Genomic DNA, 22,791 nt, shown 5'->3' with positions numbered 1-22,791 from the left:
TCATCCGGCAAGAAGCGGCGGCCTGGGCGCCATAGCTTCCCCTGTAATTTCAGAGGGGGCGAACGCTCGTGAGTTACAGCCAGTTCAGCATCGATCCCGTCACCCCGCATATGGGGGCGGAGATTTCCGGTCTCGATCTTGGGCAGCCATTGTCAGATGAAGCGGGGGAGGAACTGCGCCGGGCACTGGCTGAATATCTGGTGATCTTCTTCCGCGATCAACGGATTGGTTTCGAAGCGCACAAGGACTTCGCCCGCCTGTTCGGCGATCTGCATGTCGCGCCCGCAACCTCCGCCTGGTCCGTGCCGGGCCACCCGGAAATCGCCCGTATCCACGCCGATGGCGATTCCAAATTCGTGGCGGGGGAGGACTGGCATTCGGACATGACCTGCGATCCGGAACCGCCGCTGGGTTCGGCGCTGCACCTGCATGTCGTCCCGCCCACGGGCGGAGACACGGCCTTTTCCAACATGTTCGCTGCCTATGATGCCCTGTCGGATCGCATGAAGGCCCATCTGGAAGGGCTTTCCGCAGTGCATGATGCGGCGCTGGTCTTCGGCAAGATCGCCCCTGCGGGCACGCAGTTCAACAAATCTTCCCATCCCGTGATCCGCACCCATCCCGTGTCCGGACGCAAGGCGATCTTCGTGAACCGGCAGTTCACCGATCATATCGAAGGCATTCCCAAGGATGAGAGCCAGGCGCTGCTGGCCTATCTGACAGCGCATGTGCAGAAGCCGGAATTTCAGTGCCGGTTCCGCTGGCAGCCATATTCCATGGCCTTCTGGGACAACAGGTCTGTCCAGCATTCGGCTATCTGGGATTATTTCCCCCAGACCCGGTCCGGATATCGCGTACAGGTAAAGGGGGACAGGCCGGTATGACCCGGCGCTGGATCAGCTCCCCTCGGCGAGTTCTTCGATGAAGCGCCCCTGCGCTTCATTCTCGGGCGGAACATGGTTCGATTCCACGCGATCGCGGCCATTATGCTTGGCTGCGTAAAGCGCCTTGTCCGCCAACCGGTAGAGAGAGTGAAAATCGGCGTCCGGTCTTTCAGCCACGCCGATACTGGCCGTAACCTTCGCGCCATCCAGCAGGGGGCCGAATTCGTAGGCGGCGATTTCAGTACGCACATGATCGGCAAAATTGATCAGCGCATCGCCCTTCAGGCCTGAAACCAGCATGGCGAATTCCTCGCCGCCAAGCCGCGCGACGGCGCAATCCGGCCCTTCCCATGTCAGGAGGATTTCGGCCACGCAGGTCAGCACGCGGTCCCCCGCATCATGGCCGTGCCGGTCATTGACCTGCTTGAAATGATCCAGGTCGATCAGCAGCAACGCCACGGGCTTGCGCCTGCCCGCCGAGCGCTGGGTCATTCCGGTAACGGTTTCGATGAAGCCGCGCCGGTTGCAAAGGCCGGTCAGCGGGTCGCGCCGCGCCAGTTCGTGGGCCTGCGCCTCTGCCTTTCGGGCATTGTCCCGCTCCATGCGCAGATGGGCATATGAAGATGACGCACTGATGGAGATCCATATCGTTTGCCACGCCGCTGCACACAGGACGAGCAGATGGGAACCGCCGCCCCAAAGCATCTGCCCGGTATCTACCAGGAAGGTGGCCGCCAACATCAGCATGGGCATGGACCACGCACCGGCGAAATTGCGTGCTTCCCGGCTGCCGCTGCGCATTGCCCAGCCGATGCAAAGGGCAACAGCCAGCAGGTCCGCCAGAATCACCAGCGCCAGCACATCCGCCAGCACCATGATCGGGCCGCTGCGCATGATGGCGAGCGGAATGCCGATCAGGCCGACTGCGCCCCCAAGTGCCAGAGTGCCACCCTTCAACAAGCGCGGAACATGGTCGGAGGAGAGAGAGGTAACAGCGCTGGTAGTCGCCAGCGTAACCGCGAAGCAGGAAATGGCGGTGCTGATCTGTGCCGACGGTGCCCCTGCCATGCCCGGCAGGACAAACAGGATGAGCTGCGACCAGATCGCGCCCCACAGCATCATGCATGCGGCCCAGGCGCTCTGCCAGGCGGCGAATTGCCGCCGCGCTGCTATTGCGAAGAACAGATTATAAACCGCGCCAATGCCCAGCAGCGTCAGCGCGGCGCCAATGATGACGGAAAGGGCGGAAGATTGCCGGTTGCTTTCCGGCAATGACATCAGCCGGATTCGCAGCAGGTCGATGCTGGCCAGCCGGTCTACCCGCATGGTCACAGATTCAATCTGTGCTTCCCGCTCCGGCGCGTTGAACATGATCTGCGCCCCAAGCGCGGCATGTTTCCCAAAACTGCCACTGGCGACCTGATGCCGTTCCACCGTGCCATCGGAGAAGTTGAAGACGACCATCAGCCGGTCGAAGCGCGTATTTTGCACCACGAGCGTCAGCCCGCCTTCGGCCTTTTTTGCCGGTGTCGGCGTAACGCGAAGCCACAGGCTCGCATTCTGGTAATTGTCCGCTTTTCCTGAACAATCGAAGGCGGAGGGCGGCGTATCACCGGCCTCGATCGGGGTAACCGCGTGGCAGAATGGCTGCGCCAGCCATCGTTCTGCCGAGGCAGATGCCGACCAGCCCGCGCACACGACCGCCGCCACAAGCAGCAGCGCCCGAATCAAGCCGGTTTCTATGCGGATCAACGCGTTCATTATGTCGCCCCGACTGGCACGAGCATCACTTATATTAGGTTACTGCCCGGCCGAAAATTTCGCAGATTTCTGCGGCGGTGAACCAAATGCGGCATTGGATCAATCCGCCTCGCCAAGTTCCAGCACGTCGGTGGAAAAAAGCGGCTCCCCGAAAATGAAGCCCACCAGGTTGGGACGGCCGAGATGATCGACCAGTGCCGTTATGGTCAGCAGGATCGGCACTGAAAGCAGGGCCCCCGTAACGCCCCAGATCCAGCTGAAATAGCTGAGCGCCAGCAGGATCAGCACCGGGTTCATCGTAAAACGCGCGCCCAGGATCGCGGGGGTCACCAAATTGGATTCCACCGTGTGCAGGCCCAGATAGGCCGCGGCCGGAATCAGGCCCACAACCGGCGAATCCGCCGTGCCCAGGCCGAACAATGTCAGCAGGGCGATCATGGTCAGCGGGCCGATATAAGGCAGGAAGTTGAGCAGCGCCGCCAGCCCGCCCCACATCACCGGTGCGCCAAGGCCCAGCGCCCAGGCGCCAAAGGCCACGATCAGGCCGACGCCCAGATTGATCAGGCCCACGGTCAGGATATAGGCGGCCACACGGTCCTGCACGGCGCGCATGACGCGCGCGGCCTTCAGGCTGGCGCCGAAATGCTGGCGTTCCAGCAGCAGGCGGCGGCGCAGCCGCACCCGCGCTTCGATCATGAAGAAAGCCATCAGGAAGGTCAGCAGCACTTCCAGCACCACGCTGGGCGTGGCGAGAGCGAGCTGTTGCAGCACGGTTGGCCCGGCCAGCACGACCTGATCGTTTTGCTGGCCTCCGACAATGCCCGCGATCTGTTCGTTCAACCGCGTGAGCCAGGCCAGGCTACCCTGCAAATGGCTGAAATGTTCCCCGATCCTGGCGATCATCGCGGGAACTTCGTCGAGCATGGAAACCGCCGGGCTGAGCACCGCCGTCAGCGCGAGGGCGAGGATACCGAGAAAGGCCAGCAGGGCTGCGAAGGAAGCCAGATAGTTGGGTATCCCGAACATGGCGAGCCGGTCCGCCAGGGGCGAAAGCACGATCGTCAGGACAATGGCCGCGACCAGCGGCAGGAAGACCACCGACCCGATTGAAAGCACGAAGGGCAGGGCCAGGAAAAGGCCGATCGAAAGCAGCACCACCAGCGCGGAAATCAGCCGCAATTCCTGGGCCGCGAAACCCATGGTCCTGCGTGGGCGGCCTGTCTGCCGCGCGGAAGATCCGCCCTGCATATTGCCGGGATCGGCATCTGGCCCGGTCTGTTCCGGGTGTGGCGTATCTGTTGGAAGACTCATGCGGCGGCTCGGCACCCGTCAGGACGGCAAGGAACAATTCTGGCCCTTCACGCGGGCCCGATCAAGTCCGCCTCAGCGAGTCGGGGCCGCTTGTCCCCGGCCAGCCGCAACATCGTCCAGTTCTTCCAGAATGGCGCGATGCGCCGCGGGATCGTCCAGCGAACGGTCAGGGATGGATCCGTCCTCGATCATGCTGGTCAGCGTGGCGCGGGCGCGGCCCACGCGGGATTTGATCGTGCCGACCGCGCAGCCGCAGATTTCGGCCGCTTCCTCGTAAGAGAAACCGCCTGCGCCCACCAGCAGCAAGGCCTCGCGCCGTTCGGGCGGAAGAGTCAGCAGGGCGCGGTGCATGTCGGACAGGTGGATCGGCTCTTCCTGCCCGGCGGGGGCAGTCAGGATACGCTCGGCGGCTGTTTCGTCATATTCGCCGCGGAAACGGTTGCGGCGCATGTCGGTAAGATAGGCGTTGCGCAGGATGACGAAGGTCCAGGCGCGCATGGAAGTGCCCGGTTCGAACCTGTCCTGCGCGGCCCATGCCTTCAGCAAGGTTTCCTGCACCAGGTCATCCGCCATGTCCGGCCGGCCGCACAGGCCGCGGGCGAAGGCGCGCAGATGTGGCACGACTTCGGTCAGTTCGCGCTTGAAGGCGCGCTTCTCTTCCGGTGTGCGTTCCGGATGTTTTTTCTGAACCCTGCCGCTGCTCATCGGTGGCCATCGTCGAGCTTGGAGAGGAGATCCTTGAAGCTGTCCGGGATCGGTTCATCGACCACGGAATCGTAAAGCTGCTTCAGGCCTTTTGCCCATTCGGGCTGCTCGTCCTTGTCCCGGCCGGCCTTGCCTTTCGCCGGCTGAACCTTTTTTTTCTCGCCTGTCATGCGTTTAAGCGTTTTCCCGTCCGCAATATGATCGCTGATTGCCGCGCGCGGCAATCTTGTGTTTATGTCCTGGGCGACGTGCGCCGCAGCCCTTGCCATTGTGGGGAACGAAAACGTCCCCCTTTGGTTCCCAACAGGATCGGTTAACGGGATTGGCGCGCAAGGCCACGGGCTGGCAGGGTCGCTCGTTCAGTTCATCGGGGCCACAGGCCCCGGCAGGGGAGTATTCTTGGCACAAGCTTCGGGCAAGCGCAGCAGGACCAAGCGGTGGCTGGTTCGCTATCCTCGCGCCTTGCCGACAGCGATTTTCCTGCTCGTCACCGCGACCGCGGTGCTGAGCGTGTTCGCCATCGAAAGAGGTGAGGACCAGCGGCAGGCCGTGCAGATGCGCAGCCGTGCCATGGCGATCGGATCTGCCCTGGAACGACGCGCCAATGCCAGCAGCGCCTATTTGCGCGCGGGTGCGGCCCTGCTCGCTTCGCTGGACGATGTGCCCGCGTCACGATTCCGCCGTTTTGTCAGCGAATTGCGGCTGGATGCCGATTATCGCGGCGCAGAAGGGATCGGCTGGGCGAAAGTGGTCCATCCCGACGAGATCGAGGCATTCGACCAGCAGATGGCGGAAGAAGCGCCGGGCCGGGTGGTGCTGCATCCGCGGCCCAGCGGGCAGCAGCCCTATTCCGTGCCGGTCACCTATCTGCAACCCGACACGGAACGTAACCGCCGCGCCCTGGGGTTTGACATGTTTTCCGAGCCAGTGCGCCGCGCCGCCATGATCGAGGCGGAGCGTACGGCGCGGCCCACGGCCAGCGGCAAGGTGGTGTTGCAGCAGGAAGGCAATGGAGAGGCGCCGGGCTTCCTGATCTACATGCCGGTATTCGAACCTGCGCCCGGTGGCCGCCGCCTGCGCGGCTTCATCTACAGCCCGTTCAATGCGGAAGATTTCCTGGCCTCCGCATTGCAGCTGGAAGGGGCCGGGGAATTTGGCGTGCGGCTTTATTCAGGACAGCTGGGCGAAAGCAATCTGCTGGCCGATACGAATTTCGATCCGGCCAATACGATGCGCGCCGTGGAACGCATATCCATCGCCAACAGCCCCTGGGTGCTGGAAATCGATTCCGACAGCGGGGATCGGCTCTCCGGCCTTTCCATCCTGACGCTGATCTTCGGCCTGCTGGTTGCCAGCTTGCTGATGCTGCTGGTCCGCATGCTGACCCAGCAGGCGCTGGAGGACGAGGAGCAATTGCGCTGGTTCGAGGAACAGGCTTCGATCCGCAATTCATTGACGCGCGAGCTCAATCACCGGGTGAAGAACACGCTGGCCAATGTGCTTTCGATCATCGCCCTTACGCGCCGCCGGGCGGAAAGCCTGGATGATTTCGCCGCCTCGCTCGACGGGCGGATCCGGGCCCTGTCGGCAACGCATGACCTGCTGACCAAGTCCGATTGGGGCACCACGCCGATCCGTTCCGTTGTCGATGCGGAACTGAAGCCATATTCCTATGCTGCCGATCACGAGATCGATCTGGTCGGTCCGGAGATTGAACTGGCGCCCAATGATGCGCTTTCCCTGGGCCTTGCGATGCACGAACTGGCGACCAATGCGGCCAAATATGGCGCGCTGAGCAGGCCGGGCGGCAAGGTATCGGTCCATTGGAAGCTGACCACCGATGCGCTGGTGCGGATCGAATGGAAGGAAAGCGGTGGCCCGCCCGTGCCGCAGAAGCGCAATCGCGGTTTCGGCACCGACCTGATCGAACGGATCGTCGCGCATGAGCTCGACAGCCCGGTGGAACTGGAATTCAACCCGGAAGGCGTGCGCTGCGTCTTGACCATTCCGGTCAGGCGGCGGACCGAATTCGTGATGCGCGCCAACAGGATCAAGGCGGGTACCGAGCCTCCGCCCAAATCCGGCAAGGACTGATCCCGCCATACCGGCATGAAATCGCGGTGCTTCGCACTGGACCTGCTATATCCCGGCATATACAGCAACCTGATGAATGCTTCGCTTCATGCCCTGCGCGTGCTTGTCTTCACCCTGGCGGCGCCACTGTTCCTGTCCGCCTGCTCCGCTGCGGAACAAGGCGGCACCGGCACCGTCATCCTCGCCGCGTCGAGCATGCAGGAGGCGATGACCGATGCGGCCAATGCCTGGGCTGCTGAAGGGCACGCCGCGCCCACGCTTGCCTTTGCTGCGTCATCCGCGCTTGCCCGGCAGATCGAAGGCGGCGCGCCCGCGGACATCTATCTCCCGGCTGACGAACAATGGATGGACCGGATGGAAGGGCTGGACCTGCTACGTCCGGGAACCCGGTCCGATCTGCTGACGAATGAACTCGTGCTGATTGCGCCGAAAGAAGATGGAGAGGCGGATTGGAACATGACGCGCGGCGCCCTGCTCAACAGGCTGGGCGATGATGGCAGGCTGGCCATTGCGGACCCGCAGGGCGTGCCGGCCGGGCGCTATGCCAGGGCGGCCCTGACCCATCTGGATCTGTGGAACGCGGTGGCAAACAGGCTGGCCGTGGCCGAGAATGTCCGCGCTTCCCTTGCGCTGGTGGAACGGGGTGAAGCGCCACTAGGCGTGGTGTACAAGACTGATTCCATGGCGTCGGACAAGGTGCGCATTCTCGCCACTTTCCCGGCCGATAGCCATCCCCCGATCCGCTATCCGGTGGCGGTTCTCGCTTCTTCCGACAGCCGCGGTGCAGAGGCATTCATGGCCTTTCTCAAATCGCCCGAAGCGGGGGCGATATTTGCCCGGCGGGGCTTTGGCTTGGTGGAATGACCGGCTGGCTGACCCCCGCGGAATGGTCCATCATCTGGCTTTCCCTGAAGGTGAGCCTGGTGGCGGTGGGGTTGACCCTGCCAATCGCCTATGCACTGGCATGGCTGCTGGCCCGGCGGCGCTTTCCCGGCCGCTTGTTGCTGGATGCGCTGGTCCATCTGCCGCTGGTCGTGCCGCCGGTGGTTACGGGCTGGCTGCTGTTGCTGGCCTTCGGCCGCGCAGGGGTGGTGGGTAGCTGGCTGTATGAACAATTCGGCGTGACGCTGGTTTTTCGCTGGACCGGCGCCGTGCTGGCGGCGGCGGTGATGGCACTGCCGCTGATGGTGCGTGCCATGCGCCTGTCGATCGAAGCGGTTGACCGCCGGCTGGTGGAGGCTGCGCGCACGCTTGGCGCGTCCCCCTGGCATTCCTTCCTGACGATCAGCCTGCCGCTGTCCTTTCCCGGCGTGGCGGCGGGCATGATGCTGGGCTTCGCCCGCTCGCTGGGTGAATTCGGCGCCACAATCACCTTTGCATCCAACATTGCCGGGGAGACACGGACCTTGCCGCTGGCCATCTATACCGGGCTGCAATTGCCCGGCTCGGAAGCCCAGGTGGCGCGGCTGGCGTTCATTTCTGTCGTGCTTTCCGTGGGTGCGCTGATCGTTTCGGAACTGCTGGTGCGCCGTTCCGCCGGGAGCCGCGCCCATGTTCTTTGACGTGACGCTGCGGCACCGCATCGGGGAGCGGGAGATCGCGCTCGACTTCGTATCGGAGGATCGGCTCACTGCGCTTACCGGCCCGTCCGGCGCGGGCAAGACGACTGTGCTGAACTGCATTGCCGGGCTCGTCCGCCCGAAATCCGGGCGCATTGCCGTGGGTGGCCGCGTATTGTTCGACAGCGATGCCGGAATCGACGTGAAGCCGGAAGATCGCCGTGCCGGCTATGTGTTCCAGGATGCGCGGCTGTTCCCGCATCTGAAAGTATCGGCCAATCTCTTATATGGTGCGAAGCTGGCTGCGGCGGAGGATCGCTGGATCGGCACGGAGGAGGTGGTCGACTTCCTGGGTATCGGCCATCTCCTGTCCCGCTGGCCGCGCACGCTTTCCGGCGGAGAGGCGCGCCGTGTCGCAATCGGCCGCGCCCTGCTGGCCGGGCCGCGCTTCCTCTTGCTGGACGAGCCGCTATCCTCCCTCGACATTGCGCGGGCGGAAGATCTGCTGCGGCTGATAGAGCGGATCCGGGACGAACTGGAAATCCCGATCCTGCTGGTCAGCCACAGCCCCGGCGAAGTGTCACGCCTGGCGGGCAGGGTGATCACGCTGGATTAGCGGGCGCGCCCTTTCGCGGCTGCCCTTGTTATTGCGGGGGTGGGCCGGCCGGCGGGCGCGGGCCCCATTGCGTTGTCACGGGTTCGCCCTTCAATTCCTGGAAGGCGACATTCAGGCCGATCAGCGCGCGCGATTTGGGCGTGCCGCCATATTCCAGCCCCTTCATCAGCTCCTCACCCAAAAAGGGCTTGAAGCCGGGATTGCTTTCCAGCGCGGCCAATGCGTCTTCCGGCGTGCCGCCATCCGCCAGCGTCTTTTCCGCCGCATCCACCAGCGCGCGGTGGAAGGTGATGTAGGCGCGGAATTCGTCCCAGCTGCGGACCTGGCCGTGGCCTTCGATCACCTTGTCCACGCCCTTGATTGTATCCTGCGCCTTGCCCAGCGTGACCGGGGTGGCCAGCATGCTGCCGCCTGATGCGGGATCGATCAACGGTGCCATATACCATGCCATGATGTCGCCCGCGGCCATTGTCCGCTCCGCCGGGAAGACGACGAAAGCATCGCCATCCGTGTGGCCGGCGCCGAAATAATAGAGATTGATCTCGTCCTTGCCCGAACCGATCGTCATCCTGTCATCGAAGCTGCGGTCCGGCCGGCGGGCATTGGGCAATTCTGCCATCCGGGCGGAGGAATTGGCATGGGCGATCACTTCCACGTGACCGGCCAGATCCTCCAGCTCCGTATTGCTGCCCATATGATCGGGGTGGGAATGGGTGTTGACGATCATCGTCACCGGCTTGTCGGTGACCTTGCGCACCTGGTCCAGAATGGCCTGGCCATTGCCCGGCAGCTTGGTATCGACCAGCGTCACCCCGTCGCTGCGGACGAACACGACCGTGTTCCCGCCCGCGCCGAAGATCTTGTACACATTGTCGGAGACCTGCTCGATCGGTTCGATCCCGGGCAATCCGCCTTGCGCAGACACACCCGCTGCGGTCATTCCCGCAACCACGATCGCACCCAGTATCGCGATACGCTTCATATTCAGCCTCCCCAGAACACCCTTTCGGCGAACCAGTATGCACCCGCCAGGATCACCGCGATGGATCCTGCCAATGTGATAGCCTGCCCGGCCTTTGCGCTGCGGCGGCGAATTACCGTCAGCAGGCTGGCCACGATCAGGACCACGGCGAGCTGCCCCAGTTCCACCCCGACATTAAACGAAAACAGCGACCAGCCAAGGGCTTCTTGAGGAAGTCCGAATTCCCTGAGCACGCTGGCAAAGCCAAACCCGTGGATCAGGCCGAAGATTCCGGCCACCCAAGGGCGCAGATCGCGGCCATTTCCCTTCCGTTGCAGCAGGTTGTCCGCGCCCACCACGATGATGCTGAGGGCAATGGCCGGCTCCACCAGGTAGGCAGGGGCATTGACGATGTCCAGAGCGGCCAGTGACAGGGTGATGCTGTGGCCGATGGTGAAGGCGGTCACGATGGCCACCAGCTTGCGCCAGCCGCCGCCCAGCAGCAGCAGGCCGAACAGGAAGAGCAGATGATCGGGGCCGATCAATATGTGATGCACGCCGGAAGGGATGAATGTTCCCATCACGGCGAAGGCCCCCGCCGTCGTGCCGCGATAGAAAGTGCGGGATTTGCTTCCCTCGCCGAAGATCCACTGCTGGCTCAGCTTGCCGCCGTCATAGATGTTCACGAAGGTCTGGTGCTGCGGATCGTAGGGGAACAGGTTCATCCCCAGCGTCAGCGAAGGCGGTGGTTCCCGCGCAATGCGGAAGGATAATTGCACAGCATCATCTGCCGCCTTGGTCGCCGTGCCGCGCCATTCCACCGGGCCGGCCAACCCGCCTTCGGCCATGCGACTGGCGAGCAGGGTTTCGATTTGCGCCCGGTTCGCCCCCAGCACTGCGGGATCGAGCAATCGGTCAGGCTCTTCGATCCCCAGTTCATGGGCGCCATCGATCACATGGAAGGTCACGCGGCCATGGATCGCATCGTCATGCAATTCCACATCGACATAGCTGAAGGGGGATGGATGGGCGGAAGCTGAAGCGGCGCAGAACAGCAGGACCAGTGCCGCCAGAACGCGCCCGGCATACTTTCCCCACGCGGCACTGGGCCGCGAATCCGGCAGTCGATAGAACAAGAAAACCCCCTCCGTCCCGGTGTGGAACCTGCCGCCGCTGTCGCAGCATGTCGCGCGGCCCGCAATGCCTGGCGTCATCCGGTGCATATGGAAACGGCATCTCGCTCGCAGCCGAGTCGAATTTTCTGCGATTGTGCAAATAAGCTGTGACGGCCACAGCGATGAAATGCCGCTTACGCGACAGATTCCATCAGTAATCCGGCCGATCCGGTACAAGAATAACGCATTCCAAACCCCGACTTGCCTTATCTTGCTCGGCGAGGACGGGTCGGGAAATTATAAAATCGCGGGCTTCAGGGGTAAATCGGACAATCGTTCGCCTGCATAACATGATCGAGCGACCCTCCGCTTCTGTAATGCGGGGTGAAATGGATGAAATCGCTTGGAAAGTGTCTTCTTGTCGCTACGGCATCGAATGCGACAAGACCTTTGGCATGGCGGGCGCTGAAAAATCGGTTGCCGTCGCGCTCTACAATTTTGCGGGCCTGAACAAGGCCGCGACCTCAAAATAGCAGGACAGCGAGAGGATCCGGCCCGTCCGGGGCCGGATCCGTTCGTCCATGAAAAATCGAAGGGATCCGGTTTTGCCCGTCATATCTCTCCAGGACATCAGGAAGATCTACACTCTCGGCGATAACGAGGTGCATGCGCTTCGCGGCGTCTCTCTCGATATCGAAGCGGGCGAATTCGTATCGATCGTGGGCCCTTCCGGTTCGGGCAAATCGACCCTGATGCATATTCTCGGCTGTCTCGATCGGCCGACTTCCGGCCAGTACAGGCTGGATGATCGCGATGTCTCGTCGCTATCGGGGGACGAGCTGGCCGATATACGCAACAAGCGGATCGGCTTCGTTTTCCAGGGCTTCAACCTGCTGCCGCGCACCACGGCGGCGGAAAATGTCGAAATCCCGCTGCTTTATTCGCGCCCGGTGCTGAGCGCGGCGGAACGGCGCGAAAAGGCCTTGAAAGCGCTGGAGGTCGTGGGACTGGGGGACCGCGCAGAGCATGGATCGAACCAGCTTTCCGGCGGCCAGCAGCAGCGCGTGGCGATCGCCCGCGCGCTGGTGAACGAACCTTCGCTGATCCTGGCGGACGAGCCGACCGGCAATCTCGACACCAGGACCAGCATCGACGTGATGCATGCCTTGCAGGATCTGCGCGAAAGGCTGGGCATCACCATCGTATTGATTACGCATGAACCGGAAATCGCCGCCTATGCCACGCGCATCATCGCCGTGCGCGACGGCGGGATCCTCAGCGACGAACCGAACACGCCGCGTGAAGCGCTGGACGAAATGCCTGCAATCTCCGTTGCGGCCAGCTGAACGGGGCGGGCATGAACAATCTGCGCCATCAGATCGATCTCGCCTTCCAGGGGCTCATACGCAATCGCGTGCAGGCCGGGCTGGCCATGATCGGCATGATGGTGGGCGTGGCCGCCCTGGTTACCAGTCTCGCATTGGGGCGCGGCGCGCAGGATGCGCTGGAGGAACAATTGCGTGCGGCCGGCGCCAATCTTCTGCTGGTTACTGCGGGCAATTACCAGGTGCGGACCGGGCCGTTGAATACCGGCGATGCGACCAGCCACGGATTCGGCTGGCTGGACGATCCCGCACCGCTGCCCGGTTTCATCCCGCAGCCGGGACAGAAAATCCGCCCCGGCTTCGCTGAGGGCGAGATGCAGCCCGCCTCATTCGATGGCGAGCTTGCACCTTTGCCGATGCCGTTCTGGGATGACGAGGTTCCGGCGATGACCCCGGCCGTCCTCTATCAGGAGGAGGTTTCGAGCCTTTTCACCCGTATCCATTTCGAAAATGATCCGATGGAAGTGCATAACCATCCCGTCGCGGCCGAGCGACTGGGCGATTCCGCGGCCGGGCTGGGCGCTGCCGCCACTCTGACGCGGGAGGACGCAGAGGAAATCCGCAAGATCCCCGGCGTGCAGTTCGTGGTTTCCGGCGTGCATGAAAATGAACGGCTGAAGGTGGAAGGCAGCGATGCCGAATGGTTTACCCGGATGCACGGGACCGAAGCCCGCCTGCCCGAAGTCCGCACCGGATGGACCATGGTGCATGGTCGCTTCCTGGACCAGGACGATATTGCGGAGGCGGAACAGGTCGCCGTGCTGGGCCGGGTCGTGTCGGACAAATTGTTCGGCGAAGATGCCAATCCCGTGGGTGAAACCGTGGTGTTGTGGAACCAGCCCTTTCGCGTGATCGGCGTGGTTTCCAGCAAGAGCTGGGCCGCCAGTCCAACGCCCGGGGATGACCAGTTCGATGCCTTCTACGTGCCGATCAGCACCATCCACAAGCTTCTGAACCTCAGCCAGCTCAACAGTATCGCGGTGACCACGGATTCGGTCGGAGACACGACCGAAGTGGCAGAAAAGATCACGGAATTGCTGCGCGAACGGCACGGCATCACCGAGGAAATGGCCGACGACTTCAAGGTTGAAAGCGTCGCCCAGCAGGTTCTCGGCAAAGGGCTGGCCCCCAGCGTTGCCCGCGTCGTTTCAGGCAATATGGCGACGGTGGATGAAATGACCGTGGCCAACCTGTCTTCATCGCTGAAACGGACCAATCGCACGATTGTCGCCCTGCTGGCGGGGGTTGCCACGGTTTCGCTGCTGGTCGGCGGGATCGGGGTGATGAATTTGCTGCTGCTCTCCGTCACCCAGCGGACTCGCGAAGTCGGCCTGCGCATGGCCGTGGGGGCCAGGCCGAAAGATATCGCGGCGCAATTCCTGTTCGAAGCCGTGCTGCTCAGCCTGATTGGCGGGATCGCGGGGATCATCCTCGGCGTGGCCGCATCGGGAAGCCTTGAACAATTCTTCCACTGGTCCGCCGTGATCTCGCCCGTGGCGGCGATCCTGGCCGTGCTGGTGGCCATCCTGCTTGGCGCGATTTTCGGCGTCTATCCTGCCCGGCGCGCGGCCAGGCTCAGTCCAATCGAGGCTCTGCGATATGAATAGAATGGTCCTGTTGCGTGCCCTGGGTGTGGTCTGCCTGTTCGCATCGGCTCCACCAGCGCTGGCGCATGGCGATGAAGTCCATACCGCTCCCCATGGCGGTGTGATGGTGACCGATGGCGCCATGCATTTCGAGCTGGTGGCCGATCCCAAGGGCGGGCTGAAGATCTATTTCTCCAGCGCGGACGGCAACCCGCTTCCCGCCTCCGCCGCATCGGAAGTCGCAGTGGAAATCGAACATCCGAAAGCGCGGACCGAATATGTCGCGATGTCCATCGACCGGACCGGCGGGTTCTGGCGCGGCAATTCCCAGCCGCTGACCGATAAGGGCGCGGTGCTGCATATTGGCGTGGTGAGCCAGGGAAGGGGAGCGCTGAAGGATGTGCCCGCTTCGCAAGTCATCGCGGCGATGAACAATGCGGGGCATCATGGGCACTAATCTGCGCATGGCCATGCGCGCGCTGACGCAGAACAAGATGCAGGCGCTGCTGACCCTGCTGGGCATGAGCGTGGGCGTGGCGATGGTGGTGATCGTGTCCGGACTGGGGCGCGGCGCGCAATTGCGGATCGAATCCCAGATCGAGGCTTCTGGCCCGACGCGGATCACGATCAAATCCGGCAATCTTACCCCCGCCGGTATCAATACGGGCGGCCGTCAGGATACGAGTTTCGGCGAGGAAGCCGAAGGGGCAGTGGGCATTGGCCCGCTGGTCGGCGATCAGGTGGATGTCAGCCAGAACGAGGCGGTGATGGATGCGCGCCGGCGGATGGAAGCCGTCCGCCCGACAAGGCATCTCAACCCGCCGACCCCTCTGGGCGCGGCAGAGATCGAACTGCTCAGCCACGATGTCGAACACGTCATTGCCGTTGCCGGCTCCGTGACAGGCAATGCCAGCGTCGATCCGGATGCGGGATTGCGCATGCGCGTGGTGCGCGTGCAGGGATACGCGCCGGCATGGCCCGAGATGGATGGCTGGGACACGCTGGAAGGGGAATTGCCGGACGGGGCGAGCATTTCGGCAGGAGCGCCGGAAGTCCTGCTCGGCCCCGGCGCCGCGGCAAAATTGTGGCCCGATGGCGGTTCTCCCATCGGCAGGATTTTGCCCGTCAAAGGGGAGCAGCTTCGCGTAGTCGGCGTGATCGACGCGAAGGAGGATGACAAGGCGATCATCCCGTCGGTCTATGTTCCGCTGTCGCTGGCGCAGACGCTTCTTGAACGGGACAATTATGATTCGATCACCGTCCGCACCAGCTCGGTCGCAGTAACCAGCGCGGCGGCGGAGGAAATCGGCGAAAAGCTGCGCGTGCTGCACCAATTGCCGGACGACACCTTCGATGATTTCCGCATCGAGAGCCAGAGCGTATCTGCCCTGCCGAGCATGGGTTCCAATCCCGGCCTGGTCCGCGCGGTTCATGCCAATACGCTGGAGCTGGAAAAGCAATCCTGGGAAGAAATGGCCAAGAGCCTGCGGCAGGCCGGGCGCACTTTCACTCTGCTGCTGGCCGGTGCGGCGGCGGTTTCGCTGGCCGTCGGGGGGGTGGGCGTCATGAACATCATGCTGGTTTCCGTGGCGGCCCGCACGCGGGAAATCGGCCTGCGCATGGCGCTGGGCGCGCGCGCGAATGACGTGATGATCCAGTTCCTGGTGGAGGCGGTGACGCTGGCCGTGCTCGGCGGGTTGTTCGGCCTCATGCTCGGCGGGATCGGCCTGATGATCACCGAATATGGCCTGCACTGGGCTACGGCGGTTTCGCCCTGGATGCTGCTGCTTGCCTTCGCGATGGCGGCAATCACCGGGGTCGTTTTTGGAATAGCGCCCGCGCGGCGCGCGGCCCTGCTTGACCCGGTGGTCGCGCTGAGGGCGGAATGATGATGGCTTCGCGGCAAATCCGGAGTGCGCAATGTTCAAGCTGATACCGATCAATATCTGGATGGCCATCCGCTCTCTGAGCCGGAACCGGTTGCGCACTTTCCTGACCATGCTGGGCATCATCATCGGCGTGGCCGCCGTGCTGACCATGGTCGCGCTGGGCACTGGCGCCCGTGGCTCTGTTGAAGGGGATGTCCGCTCGGCCGGGACCAATCTCGTCTTCGTGCGTGCCGGCAATTACACGCGCGGGGGCGAAAGCGTGGGGATTTCGGCCGGGTTGGGATCGGCGGATACGCTGACCGATGGCGATGCCCGCGCGATCCGGGACAATGTGGACGGCATCATCGCCGTCAGCCCCGGCCTGTCATTGCGCACCACGGTTTCCGCCGGCGCTTCCAGCGCTTTTTCGCAAGTGCAGGGCGTGGCCCCCGAATTTGCCGAAGCCAATATGTGGGCTGTCGATCCCGGCCGGATGCTGGAGGATGATGGCAGCGAAGCGGTTATCGGCCGGACGCTCGCCAACGATCTGTTCGGCGATGGTTTCGATCCTACCGGCAAGACCGTGCGTTTGCGGGACGAGGATTTCACCATTGTCGGCGTGACCGATGACGAATCCAGCGACAATGATGAAAAACTGTTCGTGCCGTGGCGCAAGCTGCAGGCCAGCCAGAATATCGACCATCTCCATTTCATTGTCATCGCCGCGGAAGAAGCGGGGCAGACATCGCGGATCGCGGATGAGGTGAAGGCGCTGCTGCGCGAGCGGCACGGCATTGGCACGGCAGGGGGCAATCAGGGCTATCTCGGCGCGCAGGGTGGTTCTGCCAGGGCGGTGGACGATTTCACGGTCGAGACACAGGCGGCAGAGGCGCTGACCAAGGGGCTCTATACTCCTGCGGCCGCCTTTGCCCTGGCCAATCTGCCGAAGCTGGACGAAGTGACACTGACCGAAATGGCCGACACGCTGGACCGGGCAAGCGATACGATGACTGCGCTGCTCGCCAGCATTGCCGGTGTTTCGCTGATCGTGGGCGGGATCGGAATCATGAATATCATGCTTGTTTCGGTGACGGAGCGCACGCGTGAAATCGGCCTGCGTGTCGCCACCGGCGCGCGGTCCAGCGACGTTGCGCTGCAATTCCTGCTGGAAGCGATCACGCTGAGCGTGGTCGGCGGGCTGATCGGCCTGATACTGGGGCTGGTGAGTGCGCGGCTGATCGGATGGGCGCTGGACTGGCCGGTAAGCGTGCCCATTTCCGCGATGGCACTTTCACTGGGTATCGCGGCGGCTGTTGGCCTGATCTTCGGCATCTATCCGGCGCGGCGCGCTTCGCTGCTCGATCCGATCGACGCCTTGCGGAGCGAATGAATATGCCTGGCCGCTGATATGATCCGGGCTGGCCTGCGCATAACGGAATTATCCGCGAATGGGCGCCGGGCGCTCGTTCTGGTTCTCGGCCTGTTGCTGGCGGCCTGCGGTACGGCCAGGCCCGGCATCGAGGATCAGGCAGAGCGTTTCGTCACCATCGCATTGTCATATGCGCAGATCGATGAAGCGGTTCTTGACGGTTATTTCGGGCCCGAGGAATTGCGGCCTGCCCCTGATGAAGAACCGACAGTGGAGGAATTGCGGGCGCAACTGGTCACGCTGAAAGGCGAACTGGGCGATACGCCGCCAGGCGATCGCGCCATGCGCCTGCTGGCCCGTATCGAAAGCCTGATCGCGCTGATGGACAGCAAGGGGGACGATGCTGATCTGAACTTCGCGGAAGAAGCGGAAGAAGTGTACGGCCTGACCATTGCGGAGCCGGACATGGTCCCGCTCGATGCCGCGCGCGCGGAGCTGGAACGATTGCTGCCCGGCCCCAATTCGCTGGCGAAGCGGATTGCCGAATTCGAAGGCAGGTTCGTCATTCCGCTCGACCGGCGGATGCAGCTGTTCGAGCGGGCGCTGCTGGAATGCCGCAATGCAACCGCGCGTCACTGGACGCTGCCCGCGGGAGAGCGTCTGGCGACGGGCTGGACCGATGCCGCCCTTGCCGCCTGGCACCGCTATGAAGGCGGCCTGCGCAGCAGATTGCAGGTTAATCCGATGGCTGTGGCAACAATCGGTTCAACGCTCGATATCGCCTGCCACGAAGCCTATCCGGGACACCATGCCCAGTTCCTCGCCATGGAGAAGGCGGCGGGGGAGGGCGGATTGCCGGTTGAGGACAGGCTGGTACTGGTCCAGTCGCCCGGGCAATTGCTGCGCGAAGGGGCCGCTGAATACGGGCTCGGCCTGGCCTTTCCCGAGGAGGTCCGGGCCGGGTTGATGCGTGACATCCTGTTCCCGATGGCAGGCTTCAATCCCGATGCCGCGGCGAAATATACCCGGGTCCACCAATTGACGAAGCTATTGGCGGCGGCGACCACGCCGATCCTGCGCGATTATCTCGATGGCGAACTGACCTTCAGCGACGCGGCCCATGCGCTGGAAAATGATGCGCTGATCGCCAGCCCGCGCGCCCTGTTGCAATTCGTGCGGGCCAACCGCGCCTATGTGCTTGGCTATGTCGTCGCGCGAGACAAGCTGGCTGGCTGCATCGCCACGCGCAATCCATCGGGGGAGGCAGAGGGCAACTGGCAGGCGCTGGAAGATATCGTTGCGAACAGCGATTTATCCGCCTTGCGCGGCGCTGCCTGCGCCGGGTGAGGCGGCGCCGTTATTTTCAGCTATCCGCCTGCCAGCCCAGGCCAAGTGCCTTTTCAATTGCGATGAAATCCAGCGTCAAGGCCGCCCTTGCTGCGGAAAGCTGGCTGGTGGCTGCGTTGTGCGCGAGTTCCGTGTCGAGCAGTTCGCGCCGTGAGGCTGCGCCCAATTCGTAACGCTGGCGGGCATGGTCCACGATCCGTGCCGCACTGGCTTCCGCACGGGCGAGCTCGGCCACGGCCTGCCGGCGATAGCGGAAGGAGGAGAGCGCATCTTCCACATCGCGCAGGGCGCCCAGCACCGTGCTGCGATATTGCGCTTCGGCCGCGTCCTGCCGTGCCTCTGCCTGCCCGACCCGTGCGCGATTGCGCCCGAAATCGAGGAAGTTCCACTGCAGCATCGGCGCGGCGATGGCGGTGAAATCATCCAGCTGGGTGAGGTCGGACAGTTCCGTTCCGCCAATGCCGAGAATGCCGAAGAAGCTCAGCCGGGGTAGCCCCGCCGCTTTTGCCACGCCCAGATTGGCATAGCTTGCCGCCAATTGCCGCTCCGCCGCGCGGATATCTGGCCGGCGCGCCAGCAGGCCCGCCGGATCGCCAATGGCTATTTCCGCGGGTGGCAGCGGAACCGGGGCGTGCTGCGCCAGCATTCCGTCCACCGAACCGGGCACTTCGCCCACCAGAATGGCAAGTGCGTTGAGAAAGCTGTCTGCCTCGGCGCGAAGGGGTGCCAGATCGCTCCGGGCCGAAGCCAGCCGGGATTCCGCCTGATCGACGCTGGGCCGTGAAACCACGCCCTGTTCGAAACGCTGGCGTTCCATCTCCAGCAGGCTGGCCCGGTGTTCCACCGCCTGTTCAGCAAGAATGATCCGTTCCCGGCGATCGCGCAGATTGAGATAGGCCTGGGCGATGGCCGAAGTCAGGCTGACCTGCGCATCCGCCAGATTGGCCTCTGCCGCGCCGATATTCGCTTCGGCTGCTTCCACCTGCCGGCGATGGCCGCCGAACAGATCCACTTCCCAGCTGGCATTGAGGCCGAGATTATAGATGTTGCTGGAATTTGTGTCGCTGCCATTGTCGGCTTCGGCATTTTCACCATTATCCCCGATGTCCGGCACACGCAGATGCGCGGCCACGCCCATGGCGCTGAGGCTGGGGTTGCGATCGGCACGAACTTCGCCCAGCGAAGCGCGCGCTTCCGCCAGCCGTGCCTGTGCCATGGCGAGATCCGGATTGCCGGCCAGGGCACGCTGTTCCAGCGCGTCGAGCACGGGATCGCCCAGGCTTTCCCACCAGCGGGCCAGTGTCGGCTCCGCCCTGACGGTGCCGGTCTCCTCGCGGACGAAACCCTGCTCCGCATTGGCGGAATTGACCGCGGGCGGCCCATCATAATCCGGGCCGACCGTGCAGGCGGCCAACAGCAGCAGGCCGGGCGTAAGAAGGATATTGCGCATGGAATGTCTCAATGGCTTGGCCGCGAGGAGATGTCTTTGGGGAGGGGGCGCAGCAGCAGGGTCAGCGGGGTCACCGCCAGAATGCCGACGAACAGCAGCCAGAACATGTCATTATAGGTCATCACCAGCGCTTCCCGCTGGATCACGCCCCCCAATGCCCGCAGCGCGGCATCCGCACTGCCATATGTCTGGGTGAGCCGATCGACATAATCCTGCACGGCCACGCTGTTTGCCTGCAATGATTCCTCTATCCGCCGGCTGTGGAACCATTCGCGCTGATCCTGCACCGTGGCGATGGCGGCGAGGGCCAGCGAACCGCCCAGATTGCGCGCGGCATTGAAAAGGCCGGCCGCATCGCCTGCATATTGCACCGGAACGGAAGAAATGGCCGCCTGGTTCAGGAAGACGAAGGCCATCACCGTGCCCGCGCCGCGCAGCAATTGCGATTCCACGAAGATCCCGCCCGCGGATTCGTTAGTCAGCGAAGTATCCACATAACAGCTGAGGGCAAGGATCAGCATCCCCAGGCCCACCGCCACGCGAATATCGAAAATGCGCATCAGGACCGGCGTGAAAATCATCAGCGCCATGGCGGGAAAGCCTGAGATCATGACGATCTTGCCCGCCTGCAATGCGTTGTAATCGGCAATGGCGGCAAGGAATTGCGGGATCACGAAGGATGTGCCGTAAATCACCATGCCGATCATGACCGCCATGATCGCCACGCTGCCGAATGTCCGGTCGAACAGCAGGGACAGGCGGATTATGGGGCTTTTGGCCGTCAGCTGGCCGATGATGACCATCACCAAACCGATGGCGGAGGCGATCGACAGATAGACGATATGGCTGGAGGCGAACCATTGTTCGCGATTGCCTTCTTCCAGGACCACGGTCAGGCAGCCAAGCCAGATGGCGAGGCCGAACAGGCCCAGCCAGTCCGCTTCGCCCAGCAATTCCGGGCGCATCTTGTCGCGGGGCAGGCCCACCAGCAGCAGCGCCACCAATATGGCGCAGATCGGCACGTTGATCAGGAAGGCATAGTGCCAGCTGAACGCCTCGGTCAGCCAGCCGCCCAGCAAGGGGCCGATCACCGGGCCGAGAATAGCCGTGACCCCGAACAATGCCGTGCCGATCGGTTGTTGATGCGGCGGCAGGCGGGTGGCGATGATGGTCATCGCGGTCGGGATCATCGCCCCGCCGGTGAAGCCCTGCCCGGCGCGGCCGATGATCATGGTGGTGAGATTGGTTGCCGTTCCGCACAATACGGAAAAGGCGGTGAACAGTATCGCCGAGATCAGCAGGTAACGGCGCAGGCCGAAAACCTTTTCGAACCAGCCGCATAGCGGGATGACGATGATTTCCGCCACGAGATAGGACGTGGCGACCCAGGTGCCTTCCGTTCCCGATGCGCCGATTTCACCCTGGATGGTGGGCAGGGCGGAATTGACGATGGATATGTCCAGCGTCGCCATCATCGCGCCCAGCGTGCCGGCCATGACGGCCAGCCAGGCGCCGATATCGGCATTCTTGCGCCGGCCGGTTGTGGCGCCGGCGCCGTCCATCGGGGCGGCTGCGCTGGCCATCAGTCAGCGCCCTCTCCCCGGGCCTCCGTCATCTGGTCGAGCGATCCGGCCGCGGAACGCGTGTTCACCGTGACTTCCACCGACATGCCGGGGACCAGCCGGGCCAGGATTTCGGGCGTGGCGTCGATGGAAATGCGCACTGGCACGCGCTGCACGATCTTGGTGAAATTCCCCGTCGCGTTTTCTGGCGGAAGGAGGGAAAATTGCGCGCCGGTGCCGGGGGCGAAGCTTTCCACCCGGCCTTCGATTTCCACGCCGCTGAAGGCGTCAACCTCCAGCGTTACGGGCTGGCCCACGCGCATCAGGCCCAGCTGCGTTTCCTTGAAATTGGCCGTCACATAGAGCTGCTGCGTCGGAACGATGGACATGGTTCGCGTGCCCGGCTGCACAAACTGGCCCAGTTGCACGGTCTTGTTGCCGATGCGGCCCGAGATGCTGGCCTGCACCGTGGTGGAGCCGAGATCGACATTCGCGGCTTCGCGCTGCGCTTCGCCGCCTTCAGCCTGCGCCCGTGCCTGCCCCACCTGCGCTTCCAGGCTGGCGACACGGCGGCGGGCGCTGTCCAGTTCTGCCCGCGCGGCGGCAACGGCCGCTTCCGCGCGTTCCAGATCGGTCTGTCTGGTGGCGAGTGTCTGGCGCGATTCCGCGCCGCTTTCGGCCAGGGGCGTGTAACGCCGCACTTCGTCCCGTGCCAGTTTCAGCTCACTGCGTGCAGAGGCCAGCTGGGCGGTGGCGCGATCCACTGCTGCCCTTTGTTCGGCAATCTGGGCGCGCAGGCCGGCTGCGTTGGCTTCCGCCATGTCGATCTGCGCCTGCGCTTGCGCCACGCGCGAACGATAATCGCGCGCATCGATGCGGAACAGCGGATCGCCTGCTTCGACCTGCTGGTTTTCCGCGACCATTATTTCTTCGACATAGCCGCCGATCTTGGGAGAAACCACGACCGCGTCCGCCTGCACATAGGCATCGTCCGTGCTTTCCAGATATCGGCCTACTGTCCAATAGCGGACGAACCACAGGCCAAGCAGGATCAGGATCACTATCCCGCCGATCAGCAGCGCACGCCGTACGCCCTTGCGTTTCAGCGGAGAGGTTTTCGCTTCTTCTGCGGGGGCGGGCTCTCCGGCTTCGGGCCGGGCGGTCGTTTCCTCAGTCAAAGGCCGTCATCCTTCGCACGATTCGCATTTGTTTTGCCAG

21 protein-coding genes are annotated in these 22,791 nt (G+C 63.4%); 12 read left to right on the top strand and 9 right to left on the bottom strand.

Annotated elements, in window-relative coordinates:
• Window positions 1-68 precede the first annotated feature (68 nt).
• Window positions 69-884: a TauD/TfdA dioxygenase family protein gene (locus tag WYH_RS07825; RefSeq protein WP_046903397.1), complete on the top strand. Its 816-nt coding sequence runs from the start codon at window positions 69-71 to the stop codon at window positions 882-884.
• 12 nt (window positions 885-896) lie between these two features.
• Here the strand turns inward: WYH_RS07825 and WYH_RS07820 are convergent, their stop codons facing one another.
• The 4 genes from WYH_RS07820 to WYH_RS17000 form a co-directional block, all read right to left on the bottom strand.
• Window positions 897-2,645 (bottom strand): sensor domain-containing diguanylate cyclase, encoded by a 1,749-nt coding sequence (locus WYH_RS07820; protein ID WP_046903396.1) that lies wholly within the window; start codon window positions 2,643-2,645, stop codon window positions 897-899.
• A 99-nt stretch (window positions 2,646-2,744) separates the two neighbouring features.
• Entirely contained in the window at window positions 2,745-3,956 is a 1,212-nt protein-coding gene (locus WYH_RS07815; protein ID WP_053833453.1) for an AI-2E family transporter, read from the bottom strand.
• A 72-nt stretch (window positions 3,957-4,028) separates the two neighbouring features.
• Window positions 4,029-4,661, bottom strand: a complete 633-nt coding sequence (locus tag WYH_RS07810; RefSeq protein WP_046903395.1) for a sigma-70 family RNA polymerase sigma factor — start codon at window positions 4,659-4,661, stop codon at window positions 4,029-4,031.
• Entirely contained in the window at window positions 4,658-4,831 is a 174-nt protein-coding gene (locus tag WYH_RS17000; RefSeq protein ID WP_169780738.1) for a NepR family anti-sigma factor, read from the bottom strand. The genes WYH_RS07810 and WYH_RS17000 overlap by 4 nt, the downstream gene beginning before the upstream one ends.
• A gap of 229 nt (window positions 4,832-5,060) precedes the next feature.
• On the opposite strand from WYH_RS17000, the gene WYH_RS07800 reads away from it, so the two are divergent.
• From WYH_RS07800 to WYH_RS07785, 4 genes are all read left to right on the top strand, one after another.
• A complete protein-coding gene (locus tag WYH_RS07800; protein ID WP_235979030.1) occupies window positions 5,061-6,755 on the top strand; it encodes a CHASE domain-containing protein in 1,695 nt (564 codons plus the stop codon).
• 72 nt (window positions 6,756-6,827) lie between these two features.
• A complete protein-coding gene (gene modA, locus WYH_RS07795; RefSeq protein WP_053833671.1) occupies window positions 6,828-7,619 on the top strand; it encodes a molybdate ABC transporter substrate-binding protein in 792 nt (263 codons plus the stop codon).
• The gene (gene modB / locus WYH_RS07790; protein WP_046903393.1) at window positions 7,616-8,317 is read left to right on the top strand and encodes a molybdate ABC transporter permease subunit; all 702 of its coding nucleotides are present in this window, start codon (window positions 7,616-7,618) and stop codon (window positions 8,315-8,317) included. The genes modA and modB overlap by 4 nt, the downstream gene beginning before the upstream one ends.
• Window positions 8,307-8,930 (top strand): ATP-binding cassette domain-containing protein, encoded by a 624-nt coding sequence (locus WYH_RS07785; protein WP_046903392.1) that lies wholly within the window; start codon window positions 8,307-8,309, stop codon window positions 8,928-8,930. The genes modB and WYH_RS07785 overlap by 11 nt, the downstream gene beginning before the upstream one ends.
• Window positions 8,931-8,958: 28 nt before the next feature.
• Here WYH_RS07785 and WYH_RS07780 read toward each other — a convergent pair whose 3' ends face one another.
• Together WYH_RS07780 and WYH_RS07775 are read right to left on the bottom strand one after the other, a co-directional pair.
• On the bottom strand, window positions 8,959-9,912 hold the full coding sequence (locus tag WYH_RS07780) for an MBL fold metallo-hydrolase (protein ID WP_046903391.1): 954 nt from the start codon (window positions 9,910-9,912) through the stop codon (window positions 8,959-8,961).
• A gap of 2 nt (window positions 9,913-9,914) precedes the next feature.
• A complete protein-coding gene (locus WYH_RS07775) occupies window positions 9,915-11,027 on the bottom strand; it encodes a HupE/UreJ family protein (RefSeq protein WP_169780737.1) in 1,113 nt (370 codons plus the stop codon).
• 368 nt (window positions 11,028-11,395) lie between these two features.
• Between WYH_RS07775 and WYH_RS16800 the strand changes: the two genes are divergently transcribed.
• Genes WYH_RS16800 through WYH_RS07745 form a run of 7 tightly spaced genes read left to right on the top strand, consistent with a single transcriptional unit; the run spans window position 11,396 to window position 18,561 of the window.
• A complete protein-coding gene (locus WYH_RS16800; RefSeq protein ID WP_169780735.1) occupies window positions 11,396-11,539 on the top strand; it encodes a hypothetical protein in 144 nt (47 codons plus the stop codon).
• A 48-nt stretch (window positions 11,540-11,587) separates the two neighbouring features.
• Window positions 11,588-12,352: an ABC transporter ATP-binding protein gene (locus WYH_RS07770; RefSeq protein ID WP_046903390.1), complete on the top strand. Its 765-nt coding sequence runs from the start codon at window positions 11,588-11,590 to the stop codon at window positions 12,350-12,352.
• 11 nt (window positions 12,353-12,363) lie between these two features.
• Window positions 12,364-13,998, top strand: coding sequence for an ABC transporter permease (locus WYH_RS07765; protein ID WP_053833450.1), 1,635 nt, complete (start codon window positions 12,364-12,366; stop codon window positions 13,996-13,998).
• A complete protein-coding gene (locus WYH_RS07760; RefSeq protein ID WP_156320091.1) occupies window positions 13,991-14,434 on the top strand; it encodes a hypothetical protein in 444 nt (147 codons plus the stop codon). Before WYH_RS07765 ends, WYH_RS07760 begins: the two co-directional genes overlap by 8 nt.
• Complete coding sequence (locus tag WYH_RS07755) at window positions 14,424-15,866, top strand: ABC transporter permease (RefSeq protein ID WP_046903388.1); 1,443 nt, start codon at window positions 14,424-14,426, stop codon at window positions 15,864-15,866. Before WYH_RS07760 ends, WYH_RS07755 begins: the two co-directional genes overlap by 11 nt.
• 31 nt (window positions 15,867-15,897) lie before the next feature.
• The gene (locus WYH_RS07750) at window positions 15,898-17,235 is read left to right on the top strand and encodes an ABC transporter permease (RefSeq protein WP_046903387.1); all 1,338 of its coding nucleotides are present in this window, start codon (window positions 15,898-15,900) and stop codon (window positions 17,233-17,235) included.
• Between the two features lie 18 nt (window positions 17,236-17,253).
• Window positions 17,254-18,561 carry a hypothetical protein gene (locus WYH_RS07745; RefSeq protein ID WP_046903386.1) on the top strand — a complete coding sequence of 436 codons (1,308 nt, stop codon included), beginning with the start codon at window positions 17,254-17,256 and terminating at the stop codon, window positions 18,559-18,561.
• A 16-nt stretch (window positions 18,562-18,577) separates the two neighbouring features.
• Here the strand turns inward: WYH_RS07745 and WYH_RS07740 are convergent, their stop codons facing one another.
• Genes WYH_RS07740 through WYH_RS07730 form a run of 3 tightly spaced genes read right to left on the bottom strand, consistent with a single transcriptional unit; the run spans window position 18,578 to window position 22,751 of the window.
• On the bottom strand, window positions 18,578-20,011 hold the full coding sequence (locus WYH_RS07740; protein ID WP_046903385.1) for an efflux transporter outer membrane subunit: 1,434 nt from the start codon (window positions 20,009-20,011) through the stop codon (window positions 18,578-18,580).
• Between the two features lie 8 nt (window positions 20,012-20,019).
• Window positions 20,020-21,594, bottom strand: a complete 1,575-nt coding sequence (locus WYH_RS07735) for a DHA2 family efflux MFS transporter permease subunit (protein ID WP_046903384.1) — start codon at window positions 21,592-21,594, stop codon at window positions 20,020-20,022.
• A complete protein-coding gene (locus WYH_RS07730) occupies window positions 21,594-22,751 on the bottom strand; it encodes an HlyD family secretion protein (protein ID WP_046903383.1) in 1,158 nt (385 codons plus the stop codon). The genes WYH_RS07735 and WYH_RS07730 overlap by 1 nt, the downstream gene beginning before the upstream one ends.
• Window positions 22,752-22,791 lie beyond the last annotated feature (40 nt).

The organism is Croceibacterium atlanticum (assembly GCF_001008165.2).
In the GTDB taxonomy this organism is placed as follows: Bacteria; Pseudomonadota; Alphaproteobacteria; order Sphingomonadales; family Sphingomonadaceae; genus Croceibacterium_C; species Croceibacterium_C atlanticum.
The sequence above is the reverse complement of the archived record's forward strand: the minus strand, read 5'-3'. Positions and strand labels throughout refer to the sequence as shown.

Excerpts from the sequence above, each read along its gene's own strand:
- WYH_RS07750 (WP_046903387.1), top strand. The coding sequence starts at position 15,898 with ATGTTCAAGCTGATACCGATCAATATCTGGATGGCCATCCGCTCTCTG.
- WYH_RS07810 (WP_046903395.1), bottom strand. The coding sequence starts at position 4,661 with ATGAGCAGCGGCAGGGTTCAGAAAAAACATCCGGAACGCACACCGGAA.
- WYH_RS07820 (WP_046903396.1), bottom strand. The coding sequence starts at position 2,645 with ATGAACGCGTTGATCCGCATAGAAACCGGCTTGATTCGGGCGCTGCTG.
- modB (WP_046903393.1), top strand. The coding sequence starts at position 7,616 with ATGACCGGCTGGCTGACCCCCGCGGAATGGTCCATCATCTGGCTTTCC.
- WYH_RS07755 (WP_046903388.1), top strand. The coding sequence starts at position 14,424 with ATGGGCACTAATCTGCGCATGGCCATGCGCGCGCTGACGCAGAACAAG.
- WYH_RS07780 (WP_046903391.1), bottom strand. The coding sequence starts at position 9,912 with ATGAAGCGTATCGCGATACTGGGTGCGATCGTGGTTGCGGGAATGACC.
- WYH_RS07740 (WP_046903385.1), bottom strand. The coding sequence starts at position 20,011 with ATGCGCAATATCCTTCTTACGCCCGGCCTGCTGCTGTTGGCCGCCTGC.
- WYH_RS07815 (WP_053833453.1), bottom strand. The coding sequence starts at position 3,956 with ATGAGTCTTCCAACAGATACGCCACACCCGGAACAGACCGGGCCAGAT.
- WYH_RS07735 (WP_046903384.1), bottom strand. The coding sequence starts at position 21,594 with ATGGCCAGCGCAGCCGCCCCGATGGACGGCGCCGGCGCCACAACCGGC.
- WYH_RS17000 (WP_169780738.1), bottom strand. The coding sequence starts at position 4,831 with ATGACAGGCGAGAAAAAAAAGGTTCAGCCGGCGAAAGGCAAGGCCGGC.
- WYH_RS07785 (WP_046903392.1), top strand. The coding sequence starts at position 8,307 with ATGTTCTTTGACGTGACGCTGCGGCACCGCATCGGGGAGCGGGAGATC.
- modA (WP_053833671.1), top strand. The coding sequence starts at position 6,828 with ATGAATGCTTCGCTTCATGCCCTGCGCGTGCTTGTCTTCACCCTGGCG.
- WYH_RS07760 (WP_156320091.1), top strand. The coding sequence starts at position 13,991 with ATGAATAGAATGGTCCTGTTGCGTGCCCTGGGTGTGGTCTGCCTGTTC.
- WYH_RS07765 (WP_053833450.1), top strand. The coding sequence starts at position 12,364 with ATGAACAATCTGCGCCATCAGATCGATCTCGCCTTCCAGGGGCTCATA.
- WYH_RS07770 (WP_046903390.1), top strand. The coding sequence starts at position 11,588 with ATGAAAAATCGAAGGGATCCGGTTTTGCCCGTCATATCTCTCCAGGAC.
- WYH_RS16800 (WP_169780735.1), top strand. The coding sequence starts at position 11,396 with ATGGATGAAATCGCTTGGAAAGTGTCTTCTTGTCGCTACGGCATCGAA.
- WYH_RS07745 (WP_046903386.1), top strand. The coding sequence starts at position 17,254 with ATGATCCGGGCTGGCCTGCGCATAACGGAATTATCCGCGAATGGGCGC.